The sequence below is a fragment of the Microbacterium sp. NPDC028030 genome, assembly GCF_040637855.1.
Taxonomy (GTDB): Bacteria; Actinomycetota; Actinomycetes; order Actinomycetales; family Microbacteriaceae; genus Microbacterium.
Map to the genome: position 1 here is coordinate 1,310,775 of NZ_JBEZXF010000001.1, position 14,492 is coordinate 1,325,266.

Below are 14,492 nucleotides of genomic sequence, written 5' to 3' on the forward strand. Positions count from 1 at the left end.
GGTGCAGATTCGGAGAGCGCCTCACCAGAGTGCCGCGCGGGACCTCTCGAGGCCGCGATGCGATCTGGGTTCAAACCCCACCGTCGCTGCCGCGGCGTCGGCTTGCGGTGCGGCAGCTATAACAGAAGGGACCCCGCGGCATCTGGCCTGTTGCCACGATGCGAGGGTGCCGACTTTGCGCGGGCGATCCTTGATGAGATCGAGGACCCGCAGCATCATCGAGAGCACATCCACTACGCGTACTAAGCGGCACCACGACTAAGCGGAGGCCGCATAAAAGGTGGTGCCTCAGGTGTCGCTGTGGGTTGCGGCCGGTGACGATTTTTCTAGTTTGGCGACGTGGTGGAGCCAGCGTTGGACGGCATCGAGTTCGGTCTCGGTGAAGCCCTCGGTCAACTGCTCATTCAGTGCCGTGAGAGCGGTGCGGGCTCGTTCGAGGGTGGTTCTGCCTTCGGCGGTCAGCGCGAGCAGCGACGAGCGATGATCTGCCGGGTCGGGTTCTCGGCGGGGTCTGTCCGATCACGATCGTTGGTTACTCACTCTCGTTGGAGGCTGCCGCCATGCCGCAGAGGTGGGTGGTAACCCGGTTCTGGCGGACCGTTTTGGTCAGCCCGACAGCCGCGCCGCGAGTCGCGTTCGGTCATGCTTTCGATATGTGGCGGGGTATGCGGCGACCGCACCCTAAGAGTGGGCAGCCAGGTCACTGCCCACTCTTGGACATCTCGGCGGAGGGCCGATCGCACTCGCGCGAAATGCTTACGCGGTGTGCCCGGCGTCCACGGGCAGGGCGACGCCGGTGACATAGCTGGCGTCGTCACTGCTGAGCCAGAGGACGGCGGCAGCGATCTCGTCGGGGCGACCGAGGCGTCCGATGGGCACCCCGGCGGCGACGGTCTCGAGGTCGAACTCGCCGCGAGCGACCATGCGGTCGACCATGGGGGTGGCGATGGTGCCGGGGCAGACGGCGTTGACGCGGATGCCGAACTGGCCCTGCTCGAGTGCGACGCTCTTCGTCTGCCCGATCACGCCGTGCTTGGTGCCGTGGTAGGTCGCGCGTCCCGCTCCACCGACCAGCCCGCCGAGGGAGGAGCAGTTCACGATCGCGCCGCTGCCCTGCTTGCGCATCTGGACGAGCTCGTGCTTCATGGACGCCCACACACCCTTGAGGTTGACCGCGACCGTGGCGTCGAACGCCTCTTCGGTCTCCACGGAGGCGTCGGTGGGCGGGTTCTGGATCCCCGCGTTGTTGAACGCCATGTCGAGGCTGCCGAAGGCGTCGACCGTGGCGGCGACGGCGTCGCGGACCTGCCCTTCGTTGGAGACGTCGCAGGTGATCGCGATCGTCTTCGCGCCAGCAGCGTTGAGTTCGTTGGAGAGTGCCTGGGCGGCGTCGCCGTTCCAGTCGATGATTGCGACAGCGGCGCCGGCGTTCGCGAACGCTCGGACGGTGGCTTCGCCCATTCCGGCGCTGCCGCCGGTGACGAAGGCGGTCTTGCCGGAGAAGTCGTAGTTGAGCATGAGGGTTGTTCCTTCTTCAAGAGTTGTGTGGCGGCCGGCGAGAGGTGAGCCCCTCCGGTCACGCCGGGGTGCCGACGCGTGTCGGTCAGCCGGTGAATGGGTCAGGCGGTGAGCATGACCTTGGTGGCGCGACGCTCGTCCATGGCCCTGTAGGCCTCGTCGGCCTGGTCCAGGGGAAGGGTGAGGTCGAAGACTGTGCCGGGGTCGATCTTGCGGTCCCAGATCAGCTGGATCAGGTCGGGCAGGAACTGCCTGACCGGGGCCGGGCCACCGTGCAGGTGCACTCCGGACATGAACAGCTCTCCGCCTTCGAGGGAGACGTCGTGCGAGACGCCGACGAACCCGACGTGCCCACCGGGGCGGGTGGCGCGGATGGCCTGGTTCATCGATTCCTGGGTGCCGACGGCTTCGATGACGCTGTGCGCGCCCAGTCCGTCGGTGAGTTCCTTGATCTTCGCCACCCCGTCGTTTCCGCGTTCTTCGACGATGTCCGTGGCGCCGAAGTGACGAGCAAGCGCCTGCCGATCGGCGTGACGGGACATCGCGATGATGCGCTCGGCGCCCAGCTGCTTCGCGGCGAGGATTCCCAGGAGACCGACCGCACCGTCACCGACGACTACGACCGTCTTGCCAGGACCTGCTTCCGCGGCGACAGCGGCGAACCATCCCGTTCCCAGGACGTCGGAGGCCGCGAGCAGATGCGGGACGAGGTCCGCCTCCGGCTGTCCGGGGGTAGCGACCAGTGTGCCGTCGGCGAGAGGGATGCGGGCATACTCGGCCTGCGTGCCAATGGTCCCCATGAGCACGCGGTGCACACAGTGCGACTGGTAGCCCGTGCGGCAGATATCGCACGTGTTGTCGGACGCCCAGAAGGACCCCACGACGAAGTCGCCCACCTTGACGGTGCTGACCTGATCGCCGATCTCTGTCACAACACCCACGTACTCATGGCCCATCGGCTGCGGGTGCTCGCCGAGCGGCTCCACCCCGCGGTACGGGTGCAGGTCTGAGCCGCAGACGCAGGATGCCGTGACCCGGATCACGGCATCCGTCGGCTCGACGATCGTGGGATCGGTTCGTTCTTCGACGCGGACGTCGCCGGGGGCGTACATGACTACTCCACGCATGGTGGGACTCCTTCGATTCGTGCTGTTTCCGACACCGCGGATGAGCCGCGAACGTCGGAGTTGCTGAGTACCATCAGACGCCGTTCTGCGCTGGCGTGCCAGGCGCTGTCTAACCCGGTTCTGACAGCCCCTCCATAGATCACGCGAATCGGCTTAGCGTGGAGGCATGAGCAACCGCGAAGAGGTCCGTGACTTCCTCACCACCCGTCGCGCCCGCATCACCCCCGAACAGGTGGGCATCCAAAGCTTCGGCACCCGCCGACGTGTGACAGGTCTCCGCCGCGAAGAGGTCGCGCTCCTGGCCGGTGTCAGCGTCGACTACTACACGCGCCTCGAGCGGGGAAACCTCTCAGGCACGTCCGACAGCATCCTCACAGCCATCGCCCACGCCCTATCCCTGGACGACGCCGAGCGAGAGCACCTGTTCGACATGGCCCGCCATCAGAACGACAACCCCCGTCGTCCCACCAAGACAGCGCCCGTCGCAGCCGTGCGTCCGGAGCTGCAGTATCTGCTCGACAGCATCCGCGACGCCCCGGCGACGATCGCGAACAACCGCATGGACATCCTTGCGGCCAACGACCTCGGCTACGCGATGAACTCAGAGATGTTCCGCGGCACGCTCAGACCGGCCAATCACTCGCGGTTCATCTTCCTGGACCCGCGGGCCGCGGACTTCTACCCGGACTGGAATCGCGCCGCGAACATCAACGTCCAGATGCTGCGCAGAGAAGCGGGCCGAAGCCCGCACGACGCCCAGCTCGCCTCGCTCGTCGGCGAGCTGTCGATGCGCAGCGACGAGTTCCGAGCCCGCTGGGCGGCACACGACGTCCGTCACCATTACACGGGCATGAAGCAGTTCCGTCACCCCGTCATCGGACTGCTCGAACTCACTTTCCAGACCCTCGAACTCGAAGGCGATCCGGGGCTTTCCCTCACGGTCTACCCCGCGATACCCGACAGCCCCAGCGCGGAAGGGTTGAAGCTCCTGGCTTCCTGGGCCGCCACCGAGAACATCGCCGACCGCGCCCGCCATGCCTCCGTCTAAAGGCCTCCATCTCTCCCGAAGGAACCATGAACGCCACAGCGCACGACGCCACGCCCCTGCCAGACTCCGTCCGGGGCATTGCCGTCTCCTTTTCGGGCTGGCGTGGCTCACGCCACGATGAAGCTCGCGATCACTAAGGGCGCTGCCCCAGCTTGAGGCTTTCACGCCGCAAGGCTCTGTTCCTGCGCTGGACGAACTTGGCTCCCAAGCCGGCACCGATGACGACGATCGGAGTACCGATGAGGAAGATCATCGGTGACGCTGACGGTAAGCCAGTCGCAAGCAGGGCGAGGAGAATCAGGGCGGCGCCAACGCTTCCTATGAAGATCAGCCAAGATCGCATGGGCTCGCCTCTTTCCGATGCTCACTCAAAACGGTGTGGCTGAACGACAGTTGATCACAGATCCACCCTGGACGTCATACCACCAGAGAGTGCGCCCACCGCTGCATCGTCAGCGAGCCTTCGGGGACGACGTATTGGTAGAAGGTGTGGCCATCTTCGGTGATCTCGTTTCGCTCCGCAGGCGAGGCTTCGAGCTCGCCGTCGGCGACAGGATTCACCGACGGCGGCGGAGGGCGGGGGCTCGTGCGCGCCCGCCAGCGCCTCATGCACCATGGTGGGCAACTGCAATCGGAAGCGACAGCGGATGGGTGGATCCTCCGCGCCTCTGTTCCGGCATCTGACACAGAGCAGGGGCGGGGTGCGACGGAGTCGTAGAGTCGGGCGGCACACCGACTCTGTGCGCTGTCCTTCTCAGTGAAGGGTTTCGCCTCGCTTGAGCATCTCGACGTACTCGGCGACGCGAGCGGCGCGCGAGGTGGGTCGCTTGAGGTTGGCGACACGGAAGGCCATCGCGAATCGGTTCTGCGCTGATTGGGATGCGAAGGCTCTGGCGATCTGCGGGTCCGCGTCGAGAGCTTCCTTCAGCTCCGCGGGGAGGTCGCCGTCGCGTTGGCGATACGCGTTGTCCCATCGGCCGTCCGCCTTCGCGCGGTCGATCTCGTGCTGACCTTCTGGGCGCACACGGCCTTCCGCGATCAGCCTCGTCACGTGACCGATGTTGACCTTCGACCACATGCTCCTCGGTCGCCGCGGCGTGAAGGTCTGCAGGTAGTAGTCGGCATCGACCGCGTGCGATTGCCCGTCGATCCACCCGAAGCACAGCGCGACATCCAGTGCCTCGGCGTACGTGATCCCTGGTCGGGTCGTCGCCTTCTTGCGCAGTCGTAGTCGCACCCCGTTCGGATCGGGGTCCGAACTCAGCCAGGCCTCCCAGTCCGCGACGGTATCTGCGTGCAGCTCGGGCTTGTTCGCGCGGTCGGCCATGAGGGGAGGATAGTCCCCGGGGTCAGACGCTCGCCGTGTCGGTGTACCGCTGCCCGGCGAGGTCGTCGTCACACTCGTTCATCGGACACGGGCCCTCGGGCTAAGGTGCAGTCATGGGCACCATCCAGTACGGCAACGGCGACGCGATCCACATCGAGGACCGCGCACTCGCGCACCTCAAGATCGTCATCGCGACCAAGCTTCGTCGCAACGAGAGCTTCACGCTCTCCTGGAAGCATCCCGAAGGCGACCCGGTCGGAAGGTCGACGATCTGGCTTCACCCGTCGATCCCGCTGCGATTCACGTTCGACGAACCCGACGCACCGCAACTGAACGTCAGATGGGTCGAAGAGCTCATGCACTCCGCGAGCTCCACCGGTGGTATCCAGCTCGTGGACGAGGTTCTCGACACCCCGGAATCCTGACCCAGCAGGACACCGACGACAGCCGACGCGCATCGTCTTCCGCTCGATCACTCGGTGGTCAGGGCGGGAAGCGTCCGGACGGACGGAAGCGCGGAGGCGAGGACGACCACCAGCTGCGCAGCGAAGACGATGACCGCTGCGGCGATACACCAGGACAATCCGACCGTGGCCGATATCACCACGCCGAGACCGGCGCCGATCGGTCGCGCGCCATACGTGGAGACCACCACCAACGACGACACCCGACCGATCATCGGGGGAGGCGTCACTGCCTGACGCAGCGAGGTCGTGGATATCGACCAGAGCACGGGTCCGAAACCGAAGAGGAAGAACGACGCGAATGCCAGAGCGGATGTCGGGATCCACAGGGTCATGCCCATCATGATGGCCGCGATGAAGCCGCCGGCGGGTCCGAGCACCGTCATCCGGCCGAAGCGGGTCCGCCGTGAGAGCGGCTGGGCGAGCGCCGCCCCGATGACCATCCCCGCCCCGTACGATCCCAGTGCGATTCCCACCGTCGTCGGTGTCATGCCCAACTGATCCAGCGCATAGACGACGAAGACGGACTGGATCAGGAACCATCCGATGTTGAAGATCGTCGACGTGACGATCATCGGACGGAGAAGCGGGTGGCTCAGGACGAACCCCACCCCATGCGCGACCTCGCGCCAGACCGATGCGCGAATCGCTGTTGCGTTCCGAGGGATGTCGAGTCGGAGCAGCAGCGCAGCCGCAGCCGCGCAGGCGACGGTCGCCACCACCAGCGCCGTCTCGGCCCCTGCTGCCGAGACGATGGCGCCCGCGACGATCGGTCCGCAGATGAAGGCGGCGCTCCTGCCGAGCTCCAGCCACCTGTTGGCATCCATCAGGCGGTCATGGGCGACGAGCCGAGGCACCGATGAAGGGACGGCGACGCTGACACCCACTGTGCCGATCGCGCCCACGAAGCCGAGGACGAGAAGGGCGCCGAGAGAGAGGGTGTCGAGCGCGATGAGGACGACGATGCCACCCAGCGTGGCCGTTCGCAGCAGTTCAGAGGCGACGAGGACGTATCGCGGAGAAGTGCGATCGATGACGAGTCCGAAGGGCAGCGCGAGCACGAGGAACGGCAGGGTCTGCGCGACCTGCAGCAGCGCCGTCTCCGTCGCTCCGACATCGAGCGCGAGCACGGCAGCCAGGGGTACGGCGACCAACGCGATCTGTTCCGCCATCTGGGTCATGACGCTCGACCACGCGATGCGTGTGAACCGGTGCGGGAGAGGGTCGCGTCGGGTGCTTGCCATGCGTCGAGTCCACCAGGGCGGCATCCGCAGTTCTGGCGGAAATCAGACCTCGCATCTCCCGCGGGAGAGCACGACCGATCTCACCCTCAGCGGCGTCGGCGGGCGGAGTCGACGAGCCACGGATAGGTCGGCGGTGCGGCGTTGTAGACCCGCTCGCCGGGGGCGACGATCTCGTCGATGCGATCCAGGGTCGCATCGTCGAGCACGAGATCGGCCCCGGCAAGGGCGGCATCCAACTGTGTCATGGTGCGGGGGCCGATGATGACCGACGTCACGGCCCGGTGCGCAAGCGGGAACGCCATCGCGAGTTCGGGCAGGGTGGCGCCGATGCCGTCGGCGACTTCGACCAGCTGCTCGACGACGTCGAGCTTGCGGGCCGTCGTCGGGTCGCTCGGGTCGAACCATGCGGGACGGAGGGCTGAGCGCCCGGCATTCTCGACGGACACACCCTTGCGGTACCTGCCGGTGAGGAACCCGAAGCCGAGCGGGCTCCAGGTCAGCACGCCGAGACCGAGCCGTTCGGCGACGGGCAGCACGTCGGCCTCGATCCCGCGATCCAGGATGTTGTAGGGCGGCTGCTCGGTGCGGAACCTCATGAGATTCCGCTCGCGTGCGACCTGATCCGCGTGGACGATCTCGTGGGCCGGGAACGTCGAGCTCCCGAAGGCTCGGATCTTGCCCTCTCGAACGAGGTCCGTCAGGACTCCGAGCGTCTCCTCGATGTCGGTGTCCCAATCGGGGCGGTGCACCTGGTACAGGTCGATGTAGTCGGTGCCCAGGCGGCGCAGGCTCGCTTCGACGGCGCGGATGAGGTAGCGACGCGAGTTGCCGCTGGTATTCGGCGCGGGGTCGTCATCGAGCGGGAAATGCCCCTTGGTGGCGAGAACCACCGCGTCCCTTCGGCCCTGGAGCGCCTTGCCGACGATGACCTCCGACTCGCCGGCGGAGTACATGTCGGCGGTGTCGACGAAATTGATCCCGCGGTCGAGAGCGGAGTGGATGATCCGTACCGCATCGTCGTGGTCGCCGTTGCCGATGGAGCCGAACATCATCGTGCCGAGTGTGTACGGAGACACGGAGATGCCCGTTCCTCCCAGTCGTCTGTACGGAAGCATCGTCACTCCATGTCGTGGTCGTCGGGCGTCGACGGATACGACGCTCCGGTCGTCGGACGTATTCCTTCGGCGCTGTCGAGCTCGTCGCGAACATCTGCGGGCGCGCCACGGTGGAGTTCGAGCCACCGGGTGAGATCAGCCGTGAGCGCTTCGGGGCTGTCCAGTTGGATGAGATGCCCGGCATCGGCGATCTCTGCGAGAGAGGCGCCGGGGATCATCGCCTGAAGTCGGGTGCCACGGTCGCTGGGGATCCATGCGTCGTCCAGGCCCCAGACGATGTGCACGGGCTCGTCGAGTTCGCCGTACCTGCTCTCGACCTCGTCGGTGAAGGCCTCGTCGGCCTCGGCGATCTGACGGTAGAACGCGGCCTGGCCTTCGGCGTCGGTCCACGGCTGCACGAGCATGCTCAACGCGTCATCAGCTAGTCCGCGGTGGCTCGCGCCCCGGATGTACGCCTCGACCGCACCACGATGGACAACGGGTGGCAGTTGCGCGAAGACTCCTGCGTGCTCCTTCACCAGCCGGAAGAACGGGGAGCCCCAGGGTGCCAGTGCGACGACGTCGACAAGGCAGAGCGACGCGTAGCGAGTGCCGTGGAGGAGTTGAGCGCGGAGTGCCACTGCCCCGCCGATATCGTGCGCGACCACGTGCGGCCTCGTGAGACCCCACTCATCGCACAGGTGCGCGAACAACTCGCCTTGCACACCCAGATCGACAGGATGACCTTCCTCCTTCGAGGATCTTCCGTACCCGGGCATGTCCCACAGATACACGGTGAAGCGCGAAGACAACGCGTCGGCGATGGGTCGCCACAGCGCCGAGGACCAGGGTGTTCCGTGGAGGAAGACGAGCGGCGGCCCGTCACCGAATCGATCCCACGCGACGTGGCGTCCTCGCCAGCGAACGGATCGGCCGAGTCGATGGTCAGTCATCGCTCCATGGTTGCAGAGGCCGCCGACGCTCCGGCCGCCCGCCGAGTCTCGTTCCGTCTCGGCGGGCGTCTGAGCGCCGACGCGCCATCCTGGATTCACCACGGGATCGGCGCGGTCAGCGAAGCGACCGGAAGAAGTCCCGGATGTCGGCCAGCAGCACGTCGGGCTCTTCCAGTGCGGCGAAATGCCCTCCGCGTCCCTCGACATCGGTCCACCGCACGATGTTGTTCGCCTTCTCCTCGGCGAAGCGCAATCCGACGTCGTGCGCGAAGACGATCACGGCCGTCGGGACACCGGAGCTGGTGGGCACCGCGCCCCAACCGGCATCCTGTGCGTATCCGACGTATGCCGCTGAGCCTCCGGTCGCTGTGAACCAGTACAGCGATGCGTTGTCGAACAGGAATCGTTCGCCCAAGATATCGGCGGCCGGCGTCTCAGCCGGATGCGTCCACGCCTGGAGCTTGTCGTGGATCCAGGCGAACTGGGCGACCGGACTGTCCGAGGTCATGGCTCCGATCACGCCGGGCCGCGTCGATTGGATGGCGATGTATCCGAACTCCTTCTGCATGAACTCGCCGACGCGGCGCAGGCGGTCCTGTTCCAGCGGAGTGAGCGCCGCAGCGGTCTCGTCGTCGACCTGTCCGACGAACGAGCCGAGTGAGCCGTTGGCGTGCACTCCGATGACCCGATCCGGCGCAAGCCGCCCGATCTCCGGCGCGACCCCCGCGCCCATGTCGCCACCCTGCACGGCGAAGCGCTCATAGCCGAGCCTTGTCATCAGCTCGAGCATCACGACGGCGATGTCGCTGCGCTTCCAGTCGCGGCCGACCAGCGGTGTCGAGAACCCGAACCCCGGATGGGAGGGGATCACGACATCGAAGGCGTCGGATGCGTCGCCGCCGTGTGCCACGGGGTCGGTCAGGGGGCCGATCATCGCTTCGAACTCGAGGAAGGACCCCGGCCATCCGTGCATCAGCAGCAGCGGAGTCGCGTCCGCGTGCGGTGACCGCACGTGGACTGCGTGGATGTTCTGCCCGTCGATCATCGTGAGGATCTGCGGGACGGCGTTCAGCCGCGCTTCCGTCGCGCGCCAGTCGTGATCGGCCCAGTGCGAGATCAGAGTCTCCAGCTCGGCTGCGGGAATGCCGGCGCTGCGGTCGTCGACAGGAAGGGGGTCGGCGAATCGAGCATTCGCGAGTCGGTGGCGGAGGTCTGCGACAGCGGACTCCGGGATATCGATGCGGAAGGGGTGGACGGTCTCATTCGTGGTCATGACTTCATGCTCTCGAGGTTTGAGGTCATGATGTGGCCTGATACTGAACGAGGATGAAGGCATGACGCGCACCACCGGACGCACCCTCGCCCTCCTGTCCCTGTTGCAGGTCCGCCGGGAGTGGAGCGGGGCCGAACTCCGCGATCGCCTCGAAGTGAGTGATCGCACGCTCCGACGCGATATCGAGGACTTGCGCGAGCTCGGGTACGGCATCGAAGCGACGCGCGGCCGTCACGGCGGATATCGGCTCGGCCCCGGCGCCGAGATACCTCCGCTCGCACTCGCACCCGACGAAGCCGTCGCGATCGCCGTGGGGCTGAGGGCCGCCGCCGGCGGCGTGATCACGGGGATGGAGGACGCCGCCGCGCGGGCCCTCGCCAAGCTCGAGCAATCGCTCTCATCGTCGACCAGGCGGCAGATAACCGAGGTCGAACAGGCGATGGTGCCGCTGGACGGGCAGATCCGCTCGGACATCGACCTCGGCGTCGTGACCGCTGCGGCGTCGGCGATCGCGGGTCGCACGCGGCTTCGCATCGACTACACGCGTCACGACGGCGTCGAGGTGCAGCGCGTCGTCGAACCGCACCGCATCGTCCATACGACAGAGCGCTGGTACCTGATCGCCTGGGTGCCGGAACACGAGGCCTGGCGAACCTTGCGCGTGGATCGTATCCGCCGGCCCCTTCCGCTGCGCGAGGCCTTTCCGAGACGCGACATCCCCGATGAGGCACTGCGGGACTTCACGACGCGCAGCATCACGACGGCGCCGTATCCCTACCGCGCACGGCTGCGGATGCACGCTCCGGCAGAGCGCGTATCCCAGCTCTTCGACGCCACCGTGGCGTCGGTCGAGGCCGCAGGGGATGGCACCAGCATCCTCACCGCAGGGTCACGTGCTCCCGAGGAGTTCGCGCTGTACATCGGTATGAGCGGTATCGAGTTCGAGGTGCTGGAAGGAGAAGAGGTGCGTCGAGCGCTGGGAGAAGTAGGGGAACGAATGCTCCGGAGCACTGCGAACCCGATGGATGCCTGACGCGGGGGTCGAACTCAGCGCTTGGCTGAAGACCGGCGGCGGTACGCTGCCGCCTTCGCGCGATCACCACAGCCCGACATGCCACACCAACGACGGGTGCCACCACGAGATGCGTCGATGAACGGACGGGTGCAGCCGGCTCCCGCGCAGAACCGCAAGCGGGGATCAGTCAGTGCGAGTTGTGCGGCGCGCGCCACGAGGGCGATGGCTGCGGTCGCGGTTCCGTAGGTGGCGACCCTGCCTCCGGAGAGCACCGGTACAGGCGTCGGACCGGCGGCTGCGGAATTGATCGCCGCGAGGGCACCCGCATCGACGGTGTCCGTCGCTATGCGGTCTCGCAAGGCGGCATAGATCGTCTCGCGAAACCCGATGGCACGCTCGAACTCCTCCGCGGAGATCTCGGAGGATTTCGAGACTGCTCCACTGAGGACCAGCCACTCCGCGAGGTCCGTGGGCGTCGACAGCTTCTCCTCCGCGACCGTGTCCCTCGACGCGATCGTCGCCACGAAATCGAGGGCAAGGTTGCCCGCAACGAACGCGAATTCCACATCACCACCTTGACAGGTGACGCATTTCGACGCAAGACTCGATCGCATTCGTCACCACCTCAGCCGGTGATGTACGACAGGGTGGAGACCGAGTGGGCGGACCGAGACGAGGTGTCAGTGCGTACGCGGTGTCGGCCACGCTCGTGCGAAGCGCCGACGCGGGCGCGATCGTGGGATTCGTGCTCCTCGCGACCTCGTCGCCCGCCGGTTCTTCCGTCGCTGGAATCCTGGCCGCCGCCCTCACTGCGCCACACCTGGCGGGTCCGCTCGTCGCGCCCATCCTTGATCGCTCCACACGACCGCGCGCAGTGCTCGCCGCAGCGTTCCTGGTCTACGCGTTGACCGTGGGAATCGCGGCCGTGTCCTTCGCCCACGGGTGGCACGCGCTCAGTGTGGGCGCCCTCGTGATCGCGGGAAGCTGCGGCCCTCTCCTGACGGGCGGGCTGAGCAGCCGCCTCGGCGGGCTGGTGGCCGATGAGCGGTCACGGCAACGTCGTGCACACGGGCTGGACGCTTTGACGTATGGGCTGGCGGCTGCGTTCGGGCCTCTGCTCGTCACGCTCGTGAGCACTGCGGCCAGCCCCATGATCGCGGTGCTCGCGGTGTCTGCATTGGCCCTGCTCGCCGCAGTCACACTCGCCGCGCTCCCGCCGATGCGGTCGTCCGTGACCCGAGACCACCGTGTCGAACCGCGCCGTTCCATCTGGCAGGGTGCCCGGACACTCTTCACGAACAGCCCCCTGCGGCGAGTCACGGTGTGCACGTCGATGACCGCGGTTGCGGTCGGCGCCGTCCCCATTCTCGCGGTCGCCTCGTCGAGGGTGCATGAACTCGGCGGACCGGACGCGGCCGCCATCCTCGCGTCGGCCTTCGGCGTGGGAACCCTGGCGGGTTCCACGACCGCGATCGTCCGTCCCCTGCGCGGCGCACCGGAGCGGGGAGTGGTCTGCGCCGCTGTGGGCATCGGTGCCGGACTGTTCCTCTGCGCGCTCGCCCCGACGCTTCCGTTGGCCGCGCTGACCTACGCACTCACGGGGTTCCTGGGCTCCGTGCAGTTCGCCGCGAGCTTGGCCGCGCGAACGGAGTACTCGCCACCCGAACTCCGCGCTCAGATCTTCATGACCATGGCCGGCTTGAAAGTGGTGTTCTCGTCGGCGGGCATCGCTCTGGCGGGGCTCCTGGTCGCTCGCGCACCGCTGCCCCTGATCCTGGGGGCGGCGGTGGTCGTCGCTGCTGCAGCCGGCACAGTCGTGCTCGACCGATCGCTGGCGATCGTCCGTCACTCGAGCAGCCCGCGCTGAAAGCCCGCCCCCACCGATCGGTGACGCAGTGGTCAGCCGTCGGTGTGCGTTCCGATGTTGACGACCCTGCCGTCGGACGCCCGATAGAAGAAGCGCGTGACGCCCCAGGGCTCCACGGTGAGAGGATGGACGATCTCCAACTCGGCCGACTCGGCACGCGCCAAGGCCTCGTGGACGTCGTCGACGAAGACGGAGACGTCGGGGTTGACCGGAGCGGTCGCGTCCCGTGTGATCAGACTCAGCTGATGCCCCGCGTCATCGCCGAGTGTCACGATCCACCCGTGGTCCATGAGCACGCGGAGATCTAGCGCTGCCGAATGCTCGGCGACCGCCCGGCGAAGATCGAGCACCGTGAGATTGGGAACGACTCTGTCGACGCGCATGCCGACATTGTCGCAGTTCGACCTCTCGCCGAGGGCGACGGCCCGACGGCGGACGCACGCCGGGCCGCGCGGAGGGTCGGCTGCCCGCCGTCAGGTAGCTGAGGGTGTGAGGTGTCGGGCGAAGAACCGGGCAGCATCCTCTCCTGCCTGCGGAGGGACACCGCGGTGTCCGCCGAGGCTGGCATAGAGCGTCTTCTCGGTCGACGCGAAGGCATCGAACAGGTCGAGCGCCAGCTGCCGGTCGTTGCCCTCGTCGTCCCATTGGAGGAGGACGTGCAGCGGGATCGTGATGCTCCTGGCTTCGTCGAACGTCGTCCGCGGAACATAGCTGCCCGCGAACAGGCCGGCCGCGGCGATGCGATCGTCGACGGCGGCCAGACGCACGCCCACGGCGATGGGTCCACCCGAGTACCCGACCGGGCCGCCGATGTCGGGGAGTTCGAGGAGCGCGTCGAGCGTGCGCTGCCATTCCGGCACGGCCTGTTCGACCAGGGGCAGGACGAGTCGTTCGACGATGTCGCCGAGCGGAGACTTCGACCGCAGCGCCTGGTGCAGGTCGGCCCGTGCCCGGTCCATCTCGGGATCCCGGGGCCGGTCGCCGCCTCCGGGGAGTTCGATGGTCGCGGTCGCGAAGCCGAGTTCCGCGGACGCGAGGGCACGCGCAGACAGCCGCGGATGCATGCCTCGCAGTCCGCCGGGGTGCCCCATCAGGATCAGCGGGGCGGGAGTGGATGACGGCGTCCACAGGATGCCGGGGACCTCGCCGAGCAGGAAGCGGCGTTCGACGACGCCGGGGGCGAGGAGGTGTTCGGAGGTGAAGTGCATGATCGCACCTTTCGGGAGCTGTCCTGAGGCGCTCCCGGGCGACCTACCGCCCGACCGTGACCCCTGAGGGGAGCACCCACGTCGATTCGTTCATTGGTGCACCTCCCTCGTTCTCGCACGGACCCGGTAATGCTACCCGACGAATGGCCTGCGCCTTCGGATCGCTCAGCCGCCTGACGGGTTCTCGAGCGGCTTGCCGTTCTCGTCGGTGGTCTCCTCCTCGAGCACCTCGTCGGTGTCGGGGGTGTCGTCGGGGGAACCGCCGGATGCGGTGTCGGCCTCTTCGTCGGGGCCCGGCGTGCCATGGGTGTTCTGCGGATCGCTCATCGTCTCTCCTTCGTTCGGTTCCGCGAC

At 67.1% G+C, this 14,492-nt stretch carries 15 protein-coding genes; 4 read left to right on the forward strand and 11 right to left on the reverse strand.

What is annotated here, in order from left to right:
• Positions 1 to 756: 756 nt before the first annotated feature.
• Together AB0E56_RS06455 and AB0E56_RS06460 are read right to left on the reverse strand one after the other, a co-directional pair.
• On the reverse strand, positions 757 to 1,518 hold the full coding sequence (locus AB0E56_RS06455) for a glucose 1-dehydrogenase (protein ID WP_359797574.1): 762 nt from the start codon (positions 1,516 to 1,518) through the stop codon (positions 757 to 759).
• 101 nt (positions 1,519 to 1,619) lie between these two features.
• The gene (locus AB0E56_RS06460) at positions 1,620 to 2,645 is read right to left on the reverse strand and encodes a zinc-dependent alcohol dehydrogenase family protein (RefSeq protein ID WP_359797576.1); all 1,026 of its coding nucleotides are present in this window, start codon (positions 2,643 to 2,645) and stop codon (positions 1,620 to 1,622) included.
• 166 nt (positions 2,646 to 2,811) lie between these two features.
• Between AB0E56_RS06460 and AB0E56_RS06465 the strand changes: the two genes are divergently transcribed.
• Positions 2,812 to 3,693 carry a helix-turn-helix transcriptional regulator gene (locus tag AB0E56_RS06465; protein WP_359797578.1) on the forward strand — a complete coding sequence of 294 codons (882 nt, stop codon included), beginning with the start codon at positions 2,812 to 2,814 and terminating at the stop codon, positions 3,691 to 3,693.
• Between the two features lie 754 nt (positions 3,694 to 4,447).
• Here AB0E56_RS06465 and AB0E56_RS06470 read toward each other — a convergent pair.
• Positions 4,448 to 5,020 (reverse strand): YdeI/OmpD-associated family protein, encoded by a 573-nt coding sequence (locus tag AB0E56_RS06470; RefSeq protein WP_359797579.1) that lies wholly within the window; start codon positions 5,018 to 5,020, stop codon positions 4,448 to 4,450.
• Positions 5,021 to 5,133: 113 nt separating this feature from the next.
• Here AB0E56_RS06470 and AB0E56_RS06475 point away from each other — a divergent pair, with 113 nt between their 5' ends.
• Positions 5,134 to 5,445: a hypothetical protein gene (locus tag AB0E56_RS06475; protein WP_359797581.1), complete on the forward strand. Its 312-nt coding sequence runs from the start codon at positions 5,134 to 5,136 to the stop codon at positions 5,443 to 5,445.
• A 47-nt stretch (positions 5,446 to 5,492) separates the two neighbouring features.
• On the opposite strand, the gene AB0E56_RS06480 is transcribed toward AB0E56_RS06475, so the two are convergent.
• From AB0E56_RS06480 to AB0E56_RS06495, 4 genes are all read right to left on the reverse strand, one after another.
• Complete coding sequence (locus AB0E56_RS06480; RefSeq protein WP_359797582.1) at positions 5,493 to 6,728, reverse strand: MFS transporter; 1,236 nt, start codon at positions 6,726 to 6,728, stop codon at positions 5,493 to 5,495.
• A gap of 86 nt (positions 6,729 to 6,814) precedes the next feature.
• Complete coding sequence (locus AB0E56_RS06485; RefSeq protein ID WP_359797583.1) at positions 6,815 to 7,843, reverse strand: aldo/keto reductase; 1,029 nt, start codon at positions 7,841 to 7,843, stop codon at positions 6,815 to 6,817.
• A 2-nt stretch (positions 7,844 to 7,845) separates the two neighbouring features.
• Positions 7,846 to 8,775, reverse strand: a complete 930-nt coding sequence (locus tag AB0E56_RS06490) for an alpha/beta hydrolase (RefSeq protein WP_359797585.1) — start codon at positions 8,773 to 8,775, stop codon at positions 7,846 to 7,848.
• Between the two features lie 115 nt (positions 8,776 to 8,890).
• Complete coding sequence (locus AB0E56_RS06495) at positions 8,891 to 10,048, reverse strand: epoxide hydrolase (RefSeq protein WP_359797586.1); 1,158 nt, start codon at positions 10,046 to 10,048, stop codon at positions 8,891 to 8,893.
• Positions 10,049 to 10,109: 61 nt separating this feature from the next.
• Between AB0E56_RS06495 and AB0E56_RS06500 the strand changes: the two genes are divergently transcribed.
• Positions 10,110 to 11,081: a YafY family protein gene (locus tag AB0E56_RS06500; protein ID WP_359797588.1), complete on the forward strand. Its 972-nt coding sequence runs from the start codon at positions 10,110 to 10,112 to the stop codon at positions 11,079 to 11,081.
• Positions 11,082 to 11,095: 14 nt separating this feature from the next.
• Here AB0E56_RS06500 and AB0E56_RS06505 read toward each other — a convergent pair whose 3' ends face one another.
• Positions 11,096 to 11,629: a CGNR zinc finger domain-containing protein gene (locus AB0E56_RS06505; RefSeq protein ID WP_359797590.1), complete on the reverse strand. Its 534-nt coding sequence runs from the start codon at positions 11,627 to 11,629 to the stop codon at positions 11,096 to 11,098.
• A gap of 92 nt (positions 11,630 to 11,721) precedes the next feature.
• On the opposite strand from AB0E56_RS06505, the gene AB0E56_RS06510 reads away from it, so the two are divergent.
• Positions 11,722 to 12,930, forward strand: coding sequence for an MFS transporter (locus AB0E56_RS06510; RefSeq protein WP_359797592.1), 1,209 nt, complete (start codon positions 11,722 to 11,724; stop codon positions 12,928 to 12,930).
• A 32-nt stretch (positions 12,931 to 12,962) separates the two neighbouring features.
• Here AB0E56_RS06510 and AB0E56_RS06515 read toward each other — a convergent pair whose 3' ends face one another.
• The 3 genes from AB0E56_RS06515 to AB0E56_RS06525 form a co-directional block, all read right to left on the reverse strand.
• Positions 12,963 to 13,313, reverse strand: a complete 351-nt coding sequence (locus AB0E56_RS06515; RefSeq protein WP_359797593.1) for a glyoxalase — start codon at positions 13,311 to 13,313, stop codon at positions 12,963 to 12,965.
• A 90-nt stretch (positions 13,314 to 13,403) separates the two neighbouring features.
• Positions 13,404 to 14,138, reverse strand: a complete 735-nt coding sequence (locus AB0E56_RS06520) for an alpha/beta hydrolase (RefSeq protein ID WP_359797595.1) — start codon at positions 14,136 to 14,138, stop codon at positions 13,404 to 13,406.
• A gap of 165 nt (positions 14,139 to 14,303) precedes the next feature.
• Positions 14,304 to 14,465 carry a hypothetical protein gene (locus AB0E56_RS06525; protein WP_359797597.1) on the reverse strand — a complete coding sequence of 54 codons (162 nt, stop codon included), beginning with the start codon at positions 14,463 to 14,465 and terminating at the stop codon, positions 14,304 to 14,306.
• Between the last annotated feature and the right edge of the window lie 27 nt (positions 14,466 to 14,492).